18 protein-coding genes are annotated in these 18,092 nt (G+C 58.0%); 7 read left to right on the top strand and 11 right to left on the bottom strand.

The genetic code is table 11. The annotated features are described in order from the left end of the window. Positions 1–591: 591 nt before the first annotated feature. From VEG30_14965 to hoxE, 6 genes are read right to left on the bottom strand one after another with little or no spacing between them, the layout of a single operon-like run. Positions 592–1,071 (bottom strand): hydrogenase maturation protease, encoded by a 480-nt coding sequence (locus tag VEG30_14965; GenBank protein HXZ81227.1) that lies wholly within the window; start codon positions 1,069–1,071, stop codon positions 592–594. Next, positions 1,071–2,489, bottom strand: a complete 1,419-nt coding sequence (locus VEG30_14960; protein ID HXZ81226.1) for a Ni/Fe hydrogenase subunit alpha — start codon at positions 2,487–2,489, stop codon at positions 1,071–1,073. The genes VEG30_14965 and VEG30_14960 overlap by 1 nt, the downstream gene beginning before the upstream one ends. A gap of 20 nt (positions 2,490–2,509) precedes the next feature. Continuing rightward, positions 2,510–3,043 (bottom strand): hypothetical protein, encoded by a 534-nt coding sequence (locus VEG30_14955; protein ID HXZ81225.1) that lies wholly within the window; start codon positions 3,041–3,043, stop codon positions 2,510–2,512. After that, positions 3,040–3,771: a bidirectional hydrogenase complex protein HoxU gene (gene hoxU / locus VEG30_14950; GenBank protein ID HXZ81224.1), complete on the bottom strand. Its 732-nt coding sequence runs from the start codon at positions 3,769–3,771 to the stop codon at positions 3,040–3,042. The genes VEG30_14955 and hoxU overlap by 4 nt, the downstream gene beginning before the upstream one ends. Further along, entirely contained in the window at positions 3,768–5,483 is a 1,716-nt protein-coding gene (locus tag VEG30_14945; protein ID HXZ81223.1) for a NuoF family protein, read from the bottom strand. The genes hoxU and VEG30_14945 overlap by 4 nt, the downstream gene beginning before the upstream one ends. After that, on the bottom strand, positions 5,473–5,979 hold the full coding sequence (hoxE, locus tag VEG30_14940) for a bidirectional hydrogenase complex protein HoxE (GenBank protein ID HXZ81222.1): 507 nt from the start codon (positions 5,977–5,979) through the stop codon (positions 5,473–5,475). The genes VEG30_14945 and hoxE overlap by 11 nt, the downstream gene beginning before the upstream one ends. Before the next feature lie 379 nt (positions 5,980–6,358). Between hoxE and VEG30_14935 the strand changes: the two genes are divergently transcribed. From VEG30_14935 to VEG30_14920, 4 genes are all read left to right on the top strand, one after another. Beyond that, positions 6,359–6,784 (top strand): hypothetical protein, encoded by a 426-nt coding sequence (locus VEG30_14935; GenBank protein ID HXZ81221.1) that lies wholly within the window; start codon positions 6,359–6,361, stop codon positions 6,782–6,784. Between the two features lie 348 nt (positions 6,785–7,132). Beyond that, on the top strand, positions 7,133–7,414 hold the full coding sequence (locus VEG30_14930) for a type II toxin-antitoxin system RelE/ParE family toxin (GenBank protein ID HXZ81220.1): 282 nt from the start codon (positions 7,133–7,135) through the stop codon (positions 7,412–7,414). 13 nt (positions 7,415–7,427) lie between these two features. After that, on the top strand, positions 7,428–7,721 hold the full coding sequence (locus tag VEG30_14925; GenBank protein HXZ81219.1) for a HigA family addiction module antitoxin: 294 nt from the start codon (positions 7,428–7,430) through the stop codon (positions 7,719–7,721). Positions 7,722–7,781: 60 nt separating this feature from the next. Continuing rightward, entirely contained in the window at positions 7,782–7,958 is a 177-nt protein-coding gene (locus VEG30_14920; protein ID HXZ81218.1) for a hypothetical protein, read from the top strand. Between the two features lie 191 nt (positions 7,959–8,149). Here the strand turns inward: VEG30_14920 and VEG30_14915 are convergent, their stop codons facing one another. Both VEG30_14915 and VEG30_14910 read right to left on the bottom strand, forming a co-directional pair. Beyond that, entirely contained in the window at positions 8,150–9,118 is a 969-nt protein-coding gene (locus VEG30_14915; GenBank protein HXZ81217.1) for an RNA polymerase sigma-70 factor, read from the bottom strand. A 132-nt stretch (positions 9,119–9,250) separates the two neighbouring features. Further along, positions 9,251–9,637, bottom strand: coding sequence for a hypothetical protein (locus tag VEG30_14910; GenBank protein HXZ81216.1), 387 nt, complete (start codon positions 9,635–9,637; stop codon positions 9,251–9,253). A 371-nt stretch (positions 9,638–10,008) separates the two neighbouring features. On the opposite strand from VEG30_14910, the gene VEG30_14905 reads away from it, so the two are divergent. Both VEG30_14905 and VEG30_14900 read left to right on the top strand, forming a co-directional pair. Then, entirely contained in the window at positions 10,009–10,773 is a 765-nt protein-coding gene (locus VEG30_14905) for an SDR family oxidoreductase (GenBank protein HXZ81215.1), read from the top strand. Positions 10,774–10,997: 224 nt separating this feature from the next. Next, positions 10,998–11,387 carry a cupin domain-containing protein gene (locus VEG30_14900; protein ID HXZ81214.1) on the top strand — a complete coding sequence of 130 codons (390 nt, stop codon included), beginning with the start codon at positions 10,998–11,000 and terminating at the stop codon, positions 11,385–11,387. 156 nt (positions 11,388–11,543) lie between these two features. Here the strand turns inward: VEG30_14900 and VEG30_14895 are convergent, their stop codons facing one another. Next, on the bottom strand, positions 11,544–12,959 hold the full coding sequence (locus tag VEG30_14895; GenBank protein HXZ81213.1) for a hypothetical protein: 1,416 nt from the start codon (positions 12,957–12,959) through the stop codon (positions 11,544–11,546). A 289-nt stretch (positions 12,960–13,248) separates the two neighbouring features. Here VEG30_14895 and VEG30_14890 point away from each other — a divergent pair, with 289 nt between their 5' ends. Next, positions 13,249–15,324, top strand: a complete 2,076-nt coding sequence (locus tag VEG30_14890; protein ID HXZ81212.1) for an alpha-amylase family glycosyl hydrolase — start codon at positions 13,249–13,251, stop codon at positions 15,322–15,324. Positions 15,325–15,463: 139 nt separating this feature from the next. On the opposite strand, the gene VEG30_14885 is transcribed toward VEG30_14890, so the two are convergent. Both VEG30_14885 and VEG30_14880 read right to left on the bottom strand, forming a co-directional pair. Next, complete coding sequence (locus VEG30_14885; protein ID HXZ81211.1) at positions 15,464–17,233, bottom strand: G1 family glutamic endopeptidase; 1,770 nt, start codon at positions 17,231–17,233, stop codon at positions 15,464–15,466. A 36-nt stretch (positions 17,234–17,269) separates the two neighbouring features. Then, on the bottom strand, positions 17,270–17,959 hold the full coding sequence (locus VEG30_14880; GenBank protein HXZ81210.1) for a di-heme oxidoredictase family protein: 690 nt from the start codon (positions 17,957–17,959) through the stop codon (positions 17,270–17,272). Between the last annotated feature and the right edge of the window lie 133 nt (positions 17,960–18,092).

Below are 18,092 nucleotides of genomic sequence, written 5' to 3'. Positions count from 1 at the left end.
TCAACCCGGTGACCTATTTAACTTGTTCAACCCTGACCACTCGGGTCACAAATGTCAGAGATGCGTCGGCGACCCTGCCAGTCACCTCCCAACAGCCCTCGGTGGGAAAGATGAGGCCACTGGCCTGAATCCCTGTTCCGCGATAGCCGTCGGGAATACTCGCGCGTAGGGGCGGTGCCGAGGCGTCAAGCCTCTTGCCTTCGATCCTCAACCTCCCCGCTATAGCTCGAAACCAAAGCCATTTCATGGCCAGCGAGCCATCCTCGAGTATGAAACCGGACCCACCTGGTCGGAATATCACGGTTCCATTCGGCCAGAGCACCGTCCAGATCTTTCCATTGCCGTAGGAGTTTGGAGTTGGAACATCGCGCGGACCCGTGTAGTCGGGGGAGTATGTCACTGTTCCACCAAAGTTCTTGACCGGTGGTTGGCTCTCATTCGGGACTGTCACTGGACAGCGGAAGGAGTCGGCCGGAACTGTCGTCTGGGCTTGCCCCTGCAGGGTGTTGAGTTGGAACGCGACCGCAGAGAACAGAATCAATGAAAGAGGGCCTCGCAGACTCATACGTACCCCCTATTGGAGAGCATCATCTATGGCAAGTAGGAATATACAGCAGGTTGCGGCTCGGGAGTGTTGATCAGCGATTTCACTCCGGCAACCAGTGAAGGCACGAGCGCCGCGACGGTGGAAGTCAGGTGGGTGCCGTAGCCGAAGTTTTCACCGGTTACGGTTATCACGAACGCTTCGGGAGAGTGGCGGTAGAGTTCCCACGAGCAGGCCAGCAAACGCGCAGGATCGAGCTGGTGCGAGAAGCTGCCCGGGGAGTACGGAACGGAGGCGACGTTCTGCACCTCGAGCATGCCTGGGGGGTCTCCGACACTGGCATCGATGAAGATCACGCGCTGAGCTTCGGCGATGCGGTCGGCCAGTTCGGGCTGAAGCTGGTGGCAGGTGAGAATTTCGATTTCGGAATCTTCAATCTGGTCGCGCAATTGATCGGCGGCGATCCAGCCCACGCCATCATCGCAACGAAGCGGATTGCCAAAGGCAATGATCAGGACCCGCGCCATCAGCGCATCACCTCCGAGATAACGGTTCCATCGGCATCCAGCAGTTGAATCTGTAACCGCATTTGTCCCAGGGCGTGGGTGGAACAGCTCAGGCAGGGATCGAAGCAGCGGATTACGGCTTCTACGCGATTGAGCATGCCTTCGGGGACCACTCGTCCCTTGATGTAGTGGCGCGCCACCTGCAGGACGCCGCGATTCATGGCAAGGTTGTTGTGGGCGGTGGCGATCAACAGGTTGGCCCAGGTGACCAGTCCGGTTTCGTCGATCTTGTAATGATGAATCAGGGTGCCGCGGGGAGCCTCGGCCACGCCTACCCCCTCGTAATTGTTGGGGCCGGCGTAGGCGCGGACGTGCTTGCCCAGAATCTCGGGATCGTGCAGCAGCTCCTCGATGCGCTCCACTGAAAACAGGCATTCGATCAGGCGCGCGTAATGGTAGTAGAAGGAGCTGAGCACGAAACGCCGCTCCAGTTCGCGGAATTCGGCCAGTTCCTGATCGGCCAGGGGAGTGCCGCAATGCCTGGCCATATTCAGCCGGGCCAGCGGGCCCACGCGGTACATGCCATGGGGATAGCCCAGCGGCTTGTAATAAGGTGACTTGAGATAGGACCAGGGTTCCACGGCTTCACCGAGAAATTCCTGGTAGCGGGCAGCATCGAGGTTATCGGCGACGATGTCGCCGTCGGCGTTCACGATCCGCAGCCAGCCTTTGTACAGGGCCAGGCCGCCGCCTTCCTTGGCCAGTGCCATGAACAGCGAAGGAAAGTTGGCGAAGGTGCGAATCTCCTCGCGAAAATTTTCCAGCTGGCGCTTGAACCACAGAATGCTGCGCAGGATGATCTCGCGGGCCTCGGGTATCTCGCGCAGAATGGTGTCGCGCCGCTCCACGCTTAGCGGCTCACTGACTCCACCGGGCACCACCCAGGCGGGATGAATGCGCTTACCTCCCAGCAACTCGATGATCTCCTGCCCGAACTTGCGCAGGCGAATCCCGTCACGGGCCACGGAGGGACTGTGCTCCGCCACGCCAAAGAGGTTGCGCCGCGCGGGATCGGAGTCCATGCCCAGCAGGAAATCGGGAGCAGAAAGAATGAAAAGGCTGAGAGCATGCGATTGCACGACCTGCGCCAGGTTCATGATGCGGCGCAGCTTCTCCGCGGTCTCGGGGATGCGCACCGCCAGAATGGCGTCGCACGCCTTGGCGGAGGCAATCAGATGCGCTACCGGGCAGATGCCACAAATGCGCGCCATCAGCGCAGGCATCTCGTAGAAAGGCCGGCCCTCGCACAGCTTCTCGAATCCACGGAATTGGGTGACGTGGAAGTGGGCGTCTTCCACTACTCCGTGCTCATCCAGCTGGATGGTTATTTTCGAGTGGCCCTCGATGCGGGTGACGGGATCGATAACTATGGTTTGCATCTTTATCCCTGGGCTCCCTTCTATGCGCCGAAGCGGCAGCGCGTGCTCATGTCAGGGGTGCGGCCGGCGATCAGCTCGCTGATGGCAAAGTGGATCAGATCGCGATGCGGCGGGCATCCGGGAATGAACAGGTCCACATCCACCACTTCGTGCACCGGACGGCAACGCAGCAGCAGCCGCGGGACCACCCGCGATGGCACCTGCGGATTCAGCGTGTGATCCTCGGTGTAGCCGCGAGCCAGCACCGAGTCCAGCGGAAAGGGATTGCGCATCCCGGGAACATTGGCGGTGACGGCACAGTCTCCGAGCGAAACCAGAATGCGCGTCCGTTTGCGTATGCGCTCAATTTTTTCCAGGTCCTCTTCGCTGCTGACCGCGCCTTCCACCAGGGTGACATCCACATCGGGAGGAAATTCCTTGTTGTCCACCAGCGGGCTGTAGACGAGGTCGACCGCCGGAGCCAGCTCCAGCAGGCGCTCGTCCATATCGAGGAACGACATGTGGCAGCCGGAGCAGCCGTCCAACCAGACCGTCGCCAGACGAACTTTACTCATCGCCATTCCTCCCGCATCAGCTGCAGATAGGGGAGGAATTGCTGACGCTTGGTCATCTCTCCGGCGGAGCGTCCTTTCTCCGCCAGCGCTCCGGTGGGGCAGACGTGAATGCATTTGCCGCAACCGGTGCAGGTTTCCGAATCTCCCCAGGGCTGGTTGAGATCGGTAATGACGCGACAGTCGATGCCGCGGCCGGTCAGGTCCCAAGTGTGCGCGCCTTCGATTTCATCGCAGACGCGCACACAGCGAGTGCAGAGGATGCAGCGGTTGTGATCAGCGACGAAGCGGCGGCTGGAGGCATCCACGGCAAGCCTCGGATTCAAATAGGGCACGCGGACGTGGGTCATCCCTAGCTTCATGGCTAAGTCCTGCAGCTCGCAGTGGCCATTGGAAACGCACACCGAGCAGATGTGGTTGCGTTCGGAGAACAGCAACTCCAGGATCATCAGCCGGTAATTGCGCAGGCGCTCGGAATGTACCGTGACTTCCATGCCTTCCTGCACGCGGGTTACGCAGGCCGGCAGGAGCTTGTTGCTGCCTTTGACTTCCACCAGGCAGAGGCGGCAAGCGCCGACGTCAGAGAGGCCATCGAGATGACAGAGTGTGGGAACCTCGATGCCGTTCTCGCGGGCTACTTCGAGGATGGTCTGGTCTTCGCCGGCGCCCACTTCCCTGCCGTCGATGGTGAGCGTACGGATCTGAGGAGCGGCGTTTCTGGTTGCGCTCATATACCCACCCCCGCAGGCTTGGCGGCAGGCTGGAGGTGGCCTGCTTCCGCCGGTTGAGAAGTTGGCGGTTGAGGATGACACACCCCAGCCGGGCAGCGGTGATCACGGAGGTGCGCGGCGTATTCATCCGCGAAATACCGCAGCGTGCTGCCCACCGGATTAGGAGCGGTTTGACCGAGGCCGCAGAGGCTGGTATTGCGCACGACATCGGAGAGGCGCTTCAGCAACTCCAGATCCTGCTCGCTGGCCTGGCCAGTGGTGATGCGGGTGAGCAGATTGAGCATGTGGGTGGTGCCGACGCGGCAGGGGATGCATTTTCCGCACGACTCGGTAGCGCAGAAATCCATGAAGTACTTGGCCACATCCACCATGCAGGAAGAGTCGTCCATGACGATCAGGCCGCCCGAGCCCATGATCGAGCCCACGCTGGCCAGCGACTCGTAATCCACCGGCATGTCCAGGTACTGCTCGGGAACGCATCCGCCGGAAGGGCCGCCGGTTTGCGCCGCCTTGAATCTGCGGCCCTCAGGAATGCCGCCCCCAAGCTGGAAGATGATCTCGCGCAACGGCATGCCCATGGGAACTTCGATCAATCCGGTATGCTTCACCCGGCCAGCCAGCGCGAATACCTTGGTGCCTTTGCTTTTCTCCGTGCCGATCTTCGCGTACCACTCGCCTCCGCGGTTAATGATGGGAGCGATATTGGCGAAGGTCTCCACGTTGTTGATCAGAGTTGGGCATCCCCAGAGGCCCGACTGGGCGGGATAAGGAGGGCGAGGGCGGGGCTGGCCACGTCCGCCTTCCACCGAGGAGATCAGCGCCGTCTCCTCTCCGCAGACAAACGCTCCAGCCCCTAGCCGCAGGTCGATGCGGAAGCTGAAAGTGGTATCGCAGATGTTGCTGCCCAGCAGCCCCAGTTGCTCGGCCTGGCGAATAGCGATCTTCAGGCGCTTGATGGCCAGCGGATATTCGGCACGGACGTAGATGTAGCCGCGATCGGCGCCCACGGCGTACGCGCCGATGGCCATGCCTTCCAGCACGCGCTGGGGATCGCTCTCGAGCACGCTGCGGTCCATGAATGCGCCGGGATCGCCTTCGTCGGCATTGCAGATCACATACTTGGTCCGCTGTGTGCGGGCCTTGGCTACCGTGCTCCACTTCAATCCGGTGGGGTAACCAGCGCCTCCGCGCCCACGCAAGCCGCTCTTCACTACCTGCTCGATGACTTCGCTGGGCTTCATCGAGGTGAGTGCGGTAAGCAGGGCCTCATAGCCGCCGGCCGCGATGTAGTCTTCGATACGTTCCGGGTCGATGCGCCCGGAGTTTTCGAGCACGATCTTGCGTTGCGCGGTGAAGAAAGGAAGATCGGTCGGGAGACGGAGACGATCTACGGAGCTGCCACTGGCCAGGGCGGCGACAATCTCGGCGATGTCGGAAGCGGAGTCCGGCGGCCGTACACCTTGATAAAGCGATCCGCCTGGTTCCACCGCGACCAGCGGACCGGCGGCGCACAGTCCCATGCAGCCGACGCCCTTCACCTGGCAGCTCCTCTCGAGTCCCCGTTCCCTGACCTGTGCTTCCAGGCCGGCTTTGACCTGATCGCTGCGCTGCGACAGGCAGGCTGCCGCCGTACACACATGGATTTTCTGCGGCAGTTGTTCCTGCTTTTCGCGTTCGACGCGCGCGATCTCGTGAAGTTCTTCAAGCGTCATGGTGGATCCACCTTTCGACGCGTTGCGTCAGTTGCTCCGGCATGACCTTGCCGGCAACTTCCCCATCGAACACCACCGCCGGCGCCAGGCCGCAGGAGCCCAGACAGCGGGCAGTGAGCAAGGAAACCTGATTGTCCGCGGTAGTTTCTCCGGGATGAATGTGCACCTGCTGTTCCACCGCACTAAGCAGGGCTGGGGAACCCTTGATGTAGCAGGCAGTACCGGTGCAGATGACGCAGGTGTGCGCGCCCTTGGGCTTCAGCGTGAAAAAGTGGTAGAAGGTGGCGACTCCATAAACCTTGCTAAGTGGCAGCCGCAGGCTGTGCGCGACAAAGCGGAGGGCCACATCATCCAGATATCCAAATGCTTCCTGCACGGTATGCAGGACCTCAATCAAGGCGTGGGATTGGTGGCCATGGCGGCGCATAGTGCCTTCCACGATGCGCCACCGCTTGTCGTCGGACGGCGGACTGACCGAGGCCGGATGAAGCGTCATTGCGGGTCCTTGGGGAGCTGTTCTGCACTCGCACAATTGCGAGGCGGACACGTGTCCGCCGCCAGCAGGCAAAGCCTCAGCTGGATCAATCATCAGTGTGCTACGGCTGCGAAGCTAAGGGTGTGAGAGCGGTCACGGGTGGGAGTGAAACGAGTCACCAATGGGAAACAGAGCTCTTTTGGGAATCCTGGAAGGGTGGGGAGCACCCTGACCACAAGCCTGCGACGCAAATCACAGTCAAGCGTAAGGGGGGCGAATAGCCTGAAGCTGTGCAGCGGAGGAGGTTTTTCCGCGCACCTCGAGGACTCCAGTGTTCCCTGGCAGAGTCCCTTGCGTCCGAACCGATCCCGGAGGCTCTCGCCAGGGAAGGGAGGCGGACATGAAAAGCTTCAGCGTGTTTTTCGGAATGTTAGTGGCGGTGGTAGTCATCGCCGTTTTGTTGCTGATCTTCGGCGTAAGTTTCCGCCCGCAGCCGACGGTAGTGACCTATAACCCCGCGACCGAAACCACCATCAGCGGAGTAGTGCAGGAGCTGCAGGATTATCGTTGCCCGGTCAGTGAGGGCGAAATCGGGAGCCACCTGGTGGTGAAAACCGACCAGGGTTTGGTGCACGTGCATCTGGCGGCGGCGCGCATCATGCGCAGCCAGGACTTCAAACTCGCGGTGGGCGACCAGATTACGGTGGTGGGTTCCAAGATCCGTGTGGGCGAGGGATTGAATCTGATGGCCCGCGAGATCACACGCGGCAACGAAATCTTTACCCTGCGCAATCCTAATGGGGTTCTGTTGCTGATGCAGAGGTAAAGGGGCAGAGTCTGATCAGTCGCTCGCCGAACACTGATTGGCTGGGTGAGGGGTCATGCCCAGGCCCTAAAGCCACAAGCTGCCAAGCCGGAGCATTATTTGCTCCCCAAGCACGTGTCGCGGATCGCGCACGGTGAGCATAATATGGCGGGGACGACGAGACTCGAACTCGCGACCTCTGCCGTGACAGCCAAGCATTTACTCGTAACTAACAGAAAATACGCGACGCGGATGGCTCCCTGAGTCGCCCTCAGAACCCAGGGGAACAGCTTATCGAAGCCTTCCGAACCCACAATTTGGCTATTGACGCTTGACAGTAGTAACGCGCCACGATAGTATCCACCCAGCGTGATCAAGACATTCCGGGATGCTGAAACCGAGCGGCTGTGGAAGGAAGAACGCAGCCGCCGCATCCCGGCGAGTATCCACAAGACAGCGCTGAAGAAATTGCAGATGCTGAACGCGGCGGGAGCGCTGGGAGACTTGCTGCTGCCTCCCGGCAACCGTCTGGAACGGCTGAAAGGCGACCGGCAGGGCCAGCACAGCATTCGCATCAACGATCAATATCGCGTCTGCTTCGAGTGGCGAGAGGGCAACGCTTACGAGGTCGAGATCACGGACTACCATTGAGGAGAGTCACAGCATGGCTCGACGGAAAGCGAGAACGATTGCCGCCCATCCTGGCGAAATCCTGCGCACGGAATTCATGGAGCCGCTGGGCATTACCGCCTACCAGCTCGCCAAGGCACTGCACTTCCCCGGTGTATACGAAATAGTCCGCGAACAGCGGGCTATCAGCGCCGACGTCGCCTTGCGGCTGGGAAAGTACTTTGACATGACACCGCAGTTCTGGTTGAACCTGCAAACGGATTACGATTTGCGGGTCGCCGCCGCGAGCGCGCCATTGGGCAAAATCAAGCCGCGCTCAGCCGCTTAAGAGATGTCCCGTAGAAACACAGAACGCGCCAATCGTTCATGCCCCACAATTCGGCGCCTCGTGCCAATTAAGAAACAAGGTGTGTGGCGCACGTTGAAGGCTCAAGCTGCATATTTGTTGAGTCATGGCAAGCGCGTTACCCCCGCACAGCTTGCGGCAATGCTGGTCGAGAAGAGCATGTTGGAGATGCGGGACGCGCAAGATGTGACAGCAACGATTCTGGTCGTAACCAATTGAAACTTGGCGATACGGGTGGCGCTGAAAGCCGGGGAGTGGTCTGCACCGAGCAGGAGTGACGATGCTGTCTTGTGGGGTGATTCTAGAACTCCCTTCCATCAGGAATCAACAACGGGAAGGATTCTTGTACGTTCAAGGTGTGTGAGTGGACGGCTACTGAGTGGACCGGCCACTATGATCGGGGCGGTGCGCTAGGCAGCTGCCGGTCCTGGCGCATCAGCGCTGCTCATTTCTTGGCCTGACTTTGAGATCGCGGCGAGCTTGCTTGGTCTCAGGAACCACATGATCTCATTGATGCCTTGCGCGGAGGCATCAATGGTAAGCCCAATGGGAACGCCATCGCGCAATATGAGAACAGCCGCCTGTCCATTTGTCTCGACCCAGTCAAGCGTCACGCCCTTCCAGCACCATGTGGAGACACCGGCAATGAAGGTGGCCACACGTTTGCGACCAGTAACTGGGACTCCCGCAGCGCGCACAAGTCCCCCGCCATCAGAGTAAGAAACAACATCCTCTGCGAAGAGGCCTTCCAGAGCGGCCATGTCGCCCTGCTGCGCGGCAATGATAAAGGCCTCCAGAAAGCGCCGCTGCTCGTTCGAACTGACGGAGGTGCGCCGGCCATCTTCGATATGTTTGCGGGCGCGGGAGACGAGTTGGCGGACGTTGGCTTCCTCCATTTGCAGGATGTCCGCGATCTGGCGATAGGGGTAATCGAATGCTTCGCGCAGAACATATGCGGCGCGTTCTGTGGGAGAGAGTTTTTCAAGGAGCAGCAGAATCGCAAGCTTCAATGCTTCACCTCGCTCCGCGCCAATTCCGGGATCGGCGCTGGTGTCCACCGGTTCGGGAAGCCAAGTTCCGATGTAGCTTTCGCGGCGCGAGTGGGCGGACTGAGCCAGATTGATGCACAGCCGTGTAGTTATCGTCGCCAGGTATGCGGGAGGGTTCTCTATCGCGTTCCGATTTGTGGACTGCCAGCGCATCCATGCGTCTTGCACGACATCCTCGGCTTCCGCCGCACTTCCGAGCATGCGGTAAGCGATGCCGAACAGACGCGGACGCACTGGGGCAAAAGCTGAAAGACCATCGTCGTGTTCGCCGGTCTCTACGTCGCGAATGGGCGGAGGAGCTTGCGGGAAAGGTTTTCCTGCCGTTGCCATATTCGATCTCCTTTTCACGGGAACTGAGCACACCAGAATGGTGGAGTCTGGGATTTACAGCGCGATATTCTCCCGAACAAACAGAGGACGGACATTGCACTTACCTGATGGGGAATTGAGATCGCAAGGACATCATGAAGCAAGGGGCGGGGAATGGATCGAGATTGGAGCCTGGAAGTGGGTCAGGCGGTCAAAAGGCTGATCCATAATAACCACGCGACCCGTTCTTAAAGCCAGGATGGGAGCACCTGCGGCTGAAAACGCCTTGATCGACAAATCTACGAGCGACCCGCGCTGCGCAATTTTCGTGTGCGAAGACACAGTTGCGGAGGGAGGCGTTGGGCGAATCAGTTCCTGCTGAAACGCATCATCATCGGGAGATACAATCGAGAAGAAGAGAGCAAGGATGCCCACTCCGCCAAGCCAGTTAAACCATCCCATGCGGCGAGGCATAGTGAAGCCGAAGGTCCAGCGAGCGAAAGCTGCCAGCGCCACCAATAATGCGCAGATATTTCGCATGCCCCCCATCAAGACCTCGGAACAAATCTGACTCTGGCGGGCGCCTTTGAGAGTTAGAAAAGGCTATGCCGAGGGGCAATTTACTGTCAATACAAGGGGGCGAAATGGTGGTGCAGGCGGGCTCGACGATCGCAAACCCTCCCTCTTCCCTGCCGGGGGAAAGGAAAGAGCAATTTCGGTCTGCATATAACAACTTCTTTTCGCCGTCCAACATCATTATTGCGACTCGTCAACAGGCTGAGCGATCCGTTGTGTTTTTCTTCAGAGCGAACGAACCTCGTGTCACAAAGCGCGACTCAATTTTGTCTTAGCGATAGCAAGAGACCAGTGGGGGCCCGAAAAGCCTTGGTCGAAGATGACGGAGAACAATTATGAAAATCGTAGTGATCGGTGGTACCGGTCTCATTGGATCAAAGCTTGTCAACAAGTTGCGCGAGCATGGACATGAAGCCGTAGCCGCAGCACCCAACACAGGGGTCAACACCCTGACTGGCGAAGGACTGGCCGAAGTGCTGAAAGGCGCCTCGGTAGTTGTTGATGTATCCAATTCTCCTTCCTGGGAAGACGCAGCGGTGATGAATTTTTTTCAGACCTCAACGAAAAACCTCCTCAGCTATGGAGCAGCCGCAGGCGTACTGCACCACGTCGCGTTGTCGGTGGTGGGAACTGACCGGCTGTCGGAGAGTGGTTACTTCCGGGCCAAAATTGCTCAGGAGAAATTGATCAGAGAATCTTCAATCCCCTACACCATCGTGCGTGCGACGCAGTTCTTTGAGTTCCTCAAGGGCCTTGCCGACGTTTCTATTGTCGACGGCAAGGTGCATTTGCCACCCGTGCTTTTCCAGCCAATGGCTGCAGACGATGTCGCCACTGCCGTGGCAAGAATTGCAGTAGGCCCGCCGGTAAAAGGCATGGTCGAAATTGGAGGTCCAGAACAGTTTCACCTCGACGAACTGGTGCGGCGGCGTTTGGCATCACTCAACGATCCACGCGAAATTATCGCTGATCCAAAAGCGCTTTACTCTGGCGCGAAAATCAGCGAAAGAACACTAGTTCCGGGCAATGACGCACGACTCGGCGAGACGCGTTTCGAAACCTGGCTCGCTCAGTCGGCGGCAAGCACCCACGCCGCGTAATCCGCGTACATAGGGACACGCGGAAATACTAAGGAGTCCGACGCCGAATGACTGGCGCGAGCACCAAAGGAGTTCCTTAACGGTGAATTTGTGAGTACGTCGACTACAACTTTAAAGATCGGCGCAGTTTTCTTCACTGTCTGGGGCTGTCCTGTTACGCGTGTGGCAGTACCGCCCAAACACACGACGCGTTAAATGCGTCATCAAAGGAAGGGATGATTGTTATGAAGTTCACAAAAGCAATTCTGGCACTCGTATTTCTCATGTCCGGCATGCTGCTGCCACAGGAGGCGAAGGTAACTGACCTTATGTCGAAAGACCTGCCCAACCTGCCTGGCAAAGAAGGTCTGATGATCACCGTGGATTATCCGCCGGGCAGCGCGGATCCCATCCATCGCCACAATGCAAGTGCATTTGTTTATGTGCTGGAAGGTACGATCGTGATGCAGGTGAGAGGCGGAAAAGAAGTTACTTTGAAGCCTGGTCAGACCTTCTATGAAGGCCCCGATGATGTTCACATCGTTGGGCGAAACGCAAGCAAGACCAAACCGGCAAAATTCGTCGTGTTCCTGGTAAAGGACAAGGGCGCTCCGGTGTTTGTGCCCACCAACTAATTCGAAGCAAGCATTTCTGTATCACAAAAATTTAGGGAGAAGTTTATATGAGCACAATTACGGTGAAAGGTGGCACGACAAGCCAGAAATGGACTAGAAATCGGTAGCCAGAATCGGGGACGGAACTCACTACTGCCGTCGTTTGCCCCAGCTGAATCAGGCAGCGACGGCTGCCGCTTTCGGCGGCTTCGCCGGCACCCTCCTGCTTCTGCCGAGCGTCTTAACGTTCGTGGAGAAATTGAAGATCTCAGTCCACACCTTATTGAACAAGGTGCTGTTGAACCTCGGCGTGGATTGGAGGGTATCGTAAGCCCAATACATGCGGGCGGGTTGATAGCCTGAGCCGCCGTGCTGATGTGGTAGTGCTTTGATCAGTTGATAGTGACCGACAATGTCTAAGTGATCGCCGGGCACGAGCACGATTTCACCTCTCGGCCAGAGCATGGAAGCGGTGTTGACGATGCCATCGTTGTCCCATATCTGGAGTGGCAAGGGCGGAGTGGGATCCAACATGAGGCTAATTTTGCCCGCGAGGCGTGGCCAGCGGAATGGGCCACCCGCACACGCCCGGTAAACCAGGCGATACGCCAGATCGGTTTTCGCGCTCAGTTTCAGGTCCCTCGCAAATTCAGGATAAGAAAACGGGTTGGCGAGTTCCCAAACCGGCGCGGGCACGCCCGCTGGGAAGCAGAACGGGCGGCCGCCTACGGTGGCAAACGACAGCACTCGGATCTGCGGGTCGTCCCACAACTCCAGTTCTGTTTCGCGCTCTTTATCATCGAAATGCGCCGGACTTTTTGTCGTCGGCTCGTGCGGCTGGGAAGTGAGGTCGTTGATCACGTGGAAATCCGTACTCATCTGGCGAAAATAGAAGGTGAGTTCGGACGCCGCTTCCAGCGCGTCGGCGGTCCTGGTTGGGCCGGGCTTGCCGTAATTTTGGTTGGCCTCGGTAAGTGCGTCCTGAAGAGCGAGAAAAATCTCGGCATTGGTCAGGGAAGCGGCGCATCCCGTGATGCCGCTCTCAATCTGGTCGAGCAGGTAGAGTTGGGAACCTGTCACAGCAGCGCGCAGTTTTGCGATGATCACAGCTCGCCAACCCGGGTGCGAGCACACCCAGTCGGCAATGTTCGTGCCCCAGTGTGGTACGGAAAGGAACACCACACGTTTCAGGCAATGGCGAATGTGCTCGTCCGAGACGCTCTCCCCACCGTCGACATAAAGCGGTTCAGGGCGGGGACTGTGAAGGTCACAAATCAGCCGACGAATGTCGAGCCCACCGGTCGAGTGGCCGACCAGGACGATGCTGTCGTCGTCCAGAATTTCCCCACGCGCCATGCGCTTTGCGATGTAAGCCCGCAACCGCGATGCCCGTGTGGACACTGCCGCGGTGGGTAAGTTGTCGAAATAGTGGAGCACCACGGGAGAGCGTTTTTGTTGTTCCCGCCAGTGCCGAAAAAGAGTGGTTATGCCCGAATAATATTGGACTTGCCCAAGCGCATCGAAGGCTCCGAAACCCGGTACCAATATGATGTGAACCTGGGGGCGGCGAGCGAATCCAGACCTCTTAGCCATGGCACGCTCTTGGGTTTTCACACTAAAGCGCGCTTTAGTTTAGGTGTTGTTGTGATTGATTGTCTGTGACAAGCATCCCCCCTGCCTGTGAAGCAAGAATTACTTATGAAATCGCGCCGGGCGCTTCATCTGCTAACTGACTAGAAAGGCTGGTGGGTTGGAGACATCAAGCGAGGCAACGGCGAATCGGGGTCCTGTGCAAAACGGGTAGTTCCTCAAATCGTAACAAAACTCAGACACAATACACGGCTCAAGTAATTTTGTGCTAGGAAGCCATGGGTAAGAAACCATGGGTAAGAAACCATGGGTAAGAATCGAACTAAGCGGTGTGGTTGCAGGCAAATTCACTTTGCATGGCGGAAACTGCTTTGCTGAACCGAAATGGTGTTTAGCGCAGCTTCCAGTTCAAATGGACGTCACCGGCACGGAACCCAGATCGTGCATTTACTCTGAGTCGTGTCTCGAAGAGAGAGGCGGTGCGATTGTGTACGAGCAGTTTGGTGGTTTGGTAGATCAAACAGCAAAAACCGTAACGTTCAAGCTCTTCGTTCCGGATGGGGAACGAGCACCCTATCAGTACGAGGGTGGGGGGCTACCACGGCTAACGGATGTCTTTGTGGTCGGGAGCTTTCAGAAGGCAGGCACGCGAGAATGGGATTTGTCCGCTCCGATTCGCATGGTGAGAAGCGACTACGTGGATCCGGCGAGCGGTCTTCTTAAGGGATGGGTGTATTCCTTTACGAGTGCACCCCTTAGCGATGGCTTTTACGAATACAAATATCTCCTGAACTTCGAGGACAGCCGACCGCGCCTGATCACAGACCCGTGTGCCCGTTATGGCGGCTCTGAGAATCAGAACTCCGCTTTCGTACTGGGAGGCCATGTTGAGAATGTGAGTCCACTCGCCACTGCGCGTTTGCCATACAGCGATTTGATCATTTACGAGCTGATGATTGACGACTTCACAGCCAAAATAAAAGGGCCGAATGAGGCACCACTCGAAACAATCGTGCGGAAGCTCGACGGCCTCGTAGCCCTGGGCATCAATGCCATTGAATTCATGCCCTGGACAGCATGGACCTACGCAGACGATCCGAGCAAGGATTTCAGTTGGGGTTACAACCCTGTCCAGTACTTCTCGGTAGCCCATAAATACACGTTGAACCCCACCACGGAAACGGACAAGCTGGTCTATCTCAAGCGACTCATCAACCAATGCCATGCGCGCAACATCCACGTGATTATGGATGGTGTCTTTAACCATGCGGACGCGACGCCTCCCGATCGGGGCTTTCCATACTATTGGCTATACCAGGATCCGGCCGACTCTCCATATGTAGGTAACTTCGCGCAGGCGGCCTTCTTCAAAGATCTGGACTATGCAAACCAATGCACGCTCGAGTACATCCGAGATGCCTGCCTCTACTGGATTGAGAAGTTTCAGATCGATGGGATTCGCTTCGACAATACCCTTGGCTTCTACAAAGCCGACGACCGTGGCCATGGATTACCCAAACTTCTCGGCGAGCTACGCTCATACTTCTCCCAGAAGAAGATCAGGAACTTCGCGATGATTCTTGAACATAGCTGGGACTATGCTGCGGTCGACGTGGTAAACAAGGTCGGTGCTACGAGTTGTTGGCTGGATCCCTTTCGGAGCCAGAGCATGGACTATCTTGGAAATCGGCCGCGCGGCGTCCCGCAGGTGCAACCGAACATTATGCGGATGCTCAATTCGGGACGCGACTTCGGTGCCGATCACGTTCCCACCATCTACATTGAAAACCACGATCACCTGAGGTTCATGCTGAAAGCAGGAGGTCGTGCGTACTGGTATCTGACGCAGCCATACATCATTGCACTATTCACTTGCCCCGGCGCTACCCTGATCTATAACGGGCAGGAATTCGGGGCAGACAATGACATGCCGGAGTCAGGCGATGGCCGGGTGGTGGCGCGTCCCCTGGATTGGAATTGGTTGATGCAGGATGCGGGTCCCACGGTGTTCGCACGTTATCAAGCTATGATGGCGATTCGCAAGCAGCATCCCGCACTCCGGAGCGGCAATTTCTACCCACCGGACTGGGACGAGTCTGTTACCCAGCGCGACCCAAATGGCTTTGGAATTGATCGTGACCGCAACATCGTCGTCTATCATCGCTGGGCTGATGCTCCTGGCGGACAGATCGAAAGGTATTATGTCGCCTTGAACTTCTCGCAAAGTGATGAACCAGTCTCATTCGCGGTGCCAAATAGCGGTCAGTGGAAGGACCTCATCAGCGGTAGCGTACTCAACGCCGTAGGGGGGAGAATCTCAACGACGTTGGGGTCGAACTGGGGTGCGATCTACTACCAGAAAGCTTAGGCGAGGAAGGAGCGACCACCCCGTGGGCTCGATGTTATTCATGGCTACCGACTGAATCTCATCAAAACGCAGAAGACTGTCGCGCCGGAAATTTTTAGGGTTGAGAAGTTGGAAATGCTGGCCTGGTTCATCACGCGATTCATGGATTGCAAATTCTCGTGTTGCGAGCCTGGGGTGTATTGCAACCGGTAAACGACTGGGGGACCAGATCGGCTGCGATGGAATGTGTCAGGCTGCCCGATTTTCCTGTGATGCTCACCAGGTGCTCATCGTTAGAGGCATGGCACAGCGTGGAATGTATGGTCAGATGACTGGTGGTGTGAGTGGATGTGGGGCTGAAGACGGCGCTGGTGACTCCCTGGCCAGAAGCGCTGAGCTGAACGGCATCCGTGAATCCAAACAGCGGATTGACAGTAATGGTGGTCGAGCCCACGCAGCCATTAGCCGTGTTGGCGAGATGAATCTCTACGGGATTCGCCGAGAGCGTGAAGTCGGGAGGAGGAGGAGTTGCTTGTACCGTTACTTCCAGTGGCTGAATTGCGGAGGAGATGTTCGGTTTGGCAGCGTCGCGAGCGACAACGCTGAAGAAGTTCAGCCCGGGAGCGGTAGGGGTTCCGCTCAGCACACCGCTATTCTTGTCGAAAGTGAGCCAGGGAGGAAGGTTGGCGGCGGACCACTGAAACGCCGAAGCGCCTTCGGCGAACACGCGCGTCTGGTAGGGAAAGTTCATGAATGCCTGGGGAAGCGAGGTGGTTACAATGATGGGTCCCGGTGGAAGCGGTTTGGTGGAGCCGAAGGCGACGGTAAATCCGTCCTTGTCGCCGTCCGGATCGGAGGGAATGGAAACGACGTTGTTGCCTTGAGCCATGGTGATGGATTGGGAAGGCGTCAATCCTGGCGAGAGGCTGTTGGCCGTATCAAAGATGTCGAAACTGAGGGAGCCATAATCAGCCAGATCGGTGATGGAGCACCACCAGAGGAAGCAAGAGACTGGCGCTTCCACGATCCACTCGGCCGACTGCAAGCTGCCGGAATAGGAAACGCTTTTGGAGGCGGTCCAGTTTTTGGTTACGTTCATAAGAAGGATGAGCCAGGTCATGGGCGAGCCGGGAGCGGGATCTCCGCTGAGCGAAATCACCGCGATCATGTGATCGCCGGGGGACACGGGATTAGAAAACTGCTGTTCGCCGTCGTCCAGGGAGTTTTGCCACCAGGCGTAGTACTCGGGCCCGCCGAAAAGACCGGTTCCCAGAACGCCGGAAGAGTAGTCTTGCTCGGTACCGGCCTGAATCAGGTGGTCGTCCATCCAACCGTCGATACCGATCCAAGTGGAGGAATGATCGCCCGCATCCCCGTATACCGTGGGGACTGTCCATTCGCCCGACACGGAGAGAAAAGGCGCTCCGGAAGAAATCTTGTAGCCGGACCAACCGCTGGAGAGATCGCTGGCGATAATGGAAGCGGCTTTGGTGCGAGGAGGAACTCCGTGCACGGCGATGGTGGCGGTGCCCGGACCGACCGCGCGCAGCAGACCGATGGTGCCGTGAGGAAGGTGAACGATACCGCGAGGAGCTTCCAGGACGCCGCGCGGGGTGACCGAAAAGCCGCGCGCGCCTGACTCCTGGCTGAAGCGGATGAGGAGAGCAGTTCCTTGCGGAGCTTCGATCCGTTGCCCGGTCATTTCCGGGGTGATGCGCATGAAGGGCTTGCCATTGACCAGCTTGATTTCAGGACGCCCCTTGGTAGCGGCTCGCGCTTCCGCGCGTGGCGGAGCCGGAGTGACATCGACGGTGTATTTCGCCAGCTCGATGGTGGGAAGATTCGGCGTTTTGCATGCAGGCCGCTCCTGGGGGAAAGCCGAGACGATCAGGAGAGAAGCCAAGGATGTGGTCAGAGAAAGGGAACGCATACGAAATCCTCCGGCGCGACCCATTCTGACACAAACTTATTCTGGATCACTTGAATCGTTGAACAGCACGGTGAGCTTGATGCTGCCATGGCCGTACTGCGGAAAATTGGATTTCGTCGGATCGCCTGGGTCAAGGTTCGACGCGGTATCATCCGGCGGGAACAACACCAGTGAATTCATGAAAGCGATCAAGGCCTGCGAATCCTGCGCGCCCAAGGCCGCATAGGCATCGCGCGACGCCTGGGCTTCGCCACCATGGCGCAGGATTACGTCGTCCAGGGTTATGCTGCGCCCGTCGTGACCGTAAGGGCCCGCGGAACCAACTCCCCAAAGCGGCCGGGTCAAGAACATTGTCTGCATGGTTCCGTTCCAGTTGCGTTCGTAGAAGGCCGGACCGACATCGTGCCGTTTAAAGTCGGTGAAAATGTCGCGTACCAGGAATGGATTTCCCAGGGGAACCTTGAGCGCGCCCAATCCGTTTCCATCGTCCACAGTGCGAATCAGTGGGGTAGCGGTGGCAAACAGGGAGTTGAAGATGCCACGAGTCGGGTCATAAACCGTCTCGACATCGGCGACGCGGCGGTGATGATCGATCGTGAGATCGGCGATGTGGCAGGAGTCGCAGCCGATCCTGGAGAAGACCCGGCGGCCGCGCTCGGTGGTCTGGTTTTGCTGGTGATGAGCCGGCTTGAAGTAGTTCAGCAAGTAGAATTCGAGATAGTCCACGAGTGCAGGATCTATCTCGTTTCCGTTCTGGCCATCCGGTAGCGGGGGTTTGCCAATTTTGTCCTTCGACCCGTGGCGACATTTCCGCCTGCTCCCGCCGACCCGTGGGGCCGACCGTGGCAGAGAGCGCAAC

Source organism: Terriglobales bacterium (assembly GCA_035624455.1).
Classification (GTDB): domain Bacteria; phylum Acidobacteriota; class Terriglobia; order Terriglobales; family Acidobacteriaceae; genus DASPRM01.
The sequence above is the reverse complement of the archived record's forward strand: the minus strand, read 5'-3'. Positions and strand labels throughout refer to the sequence as shown.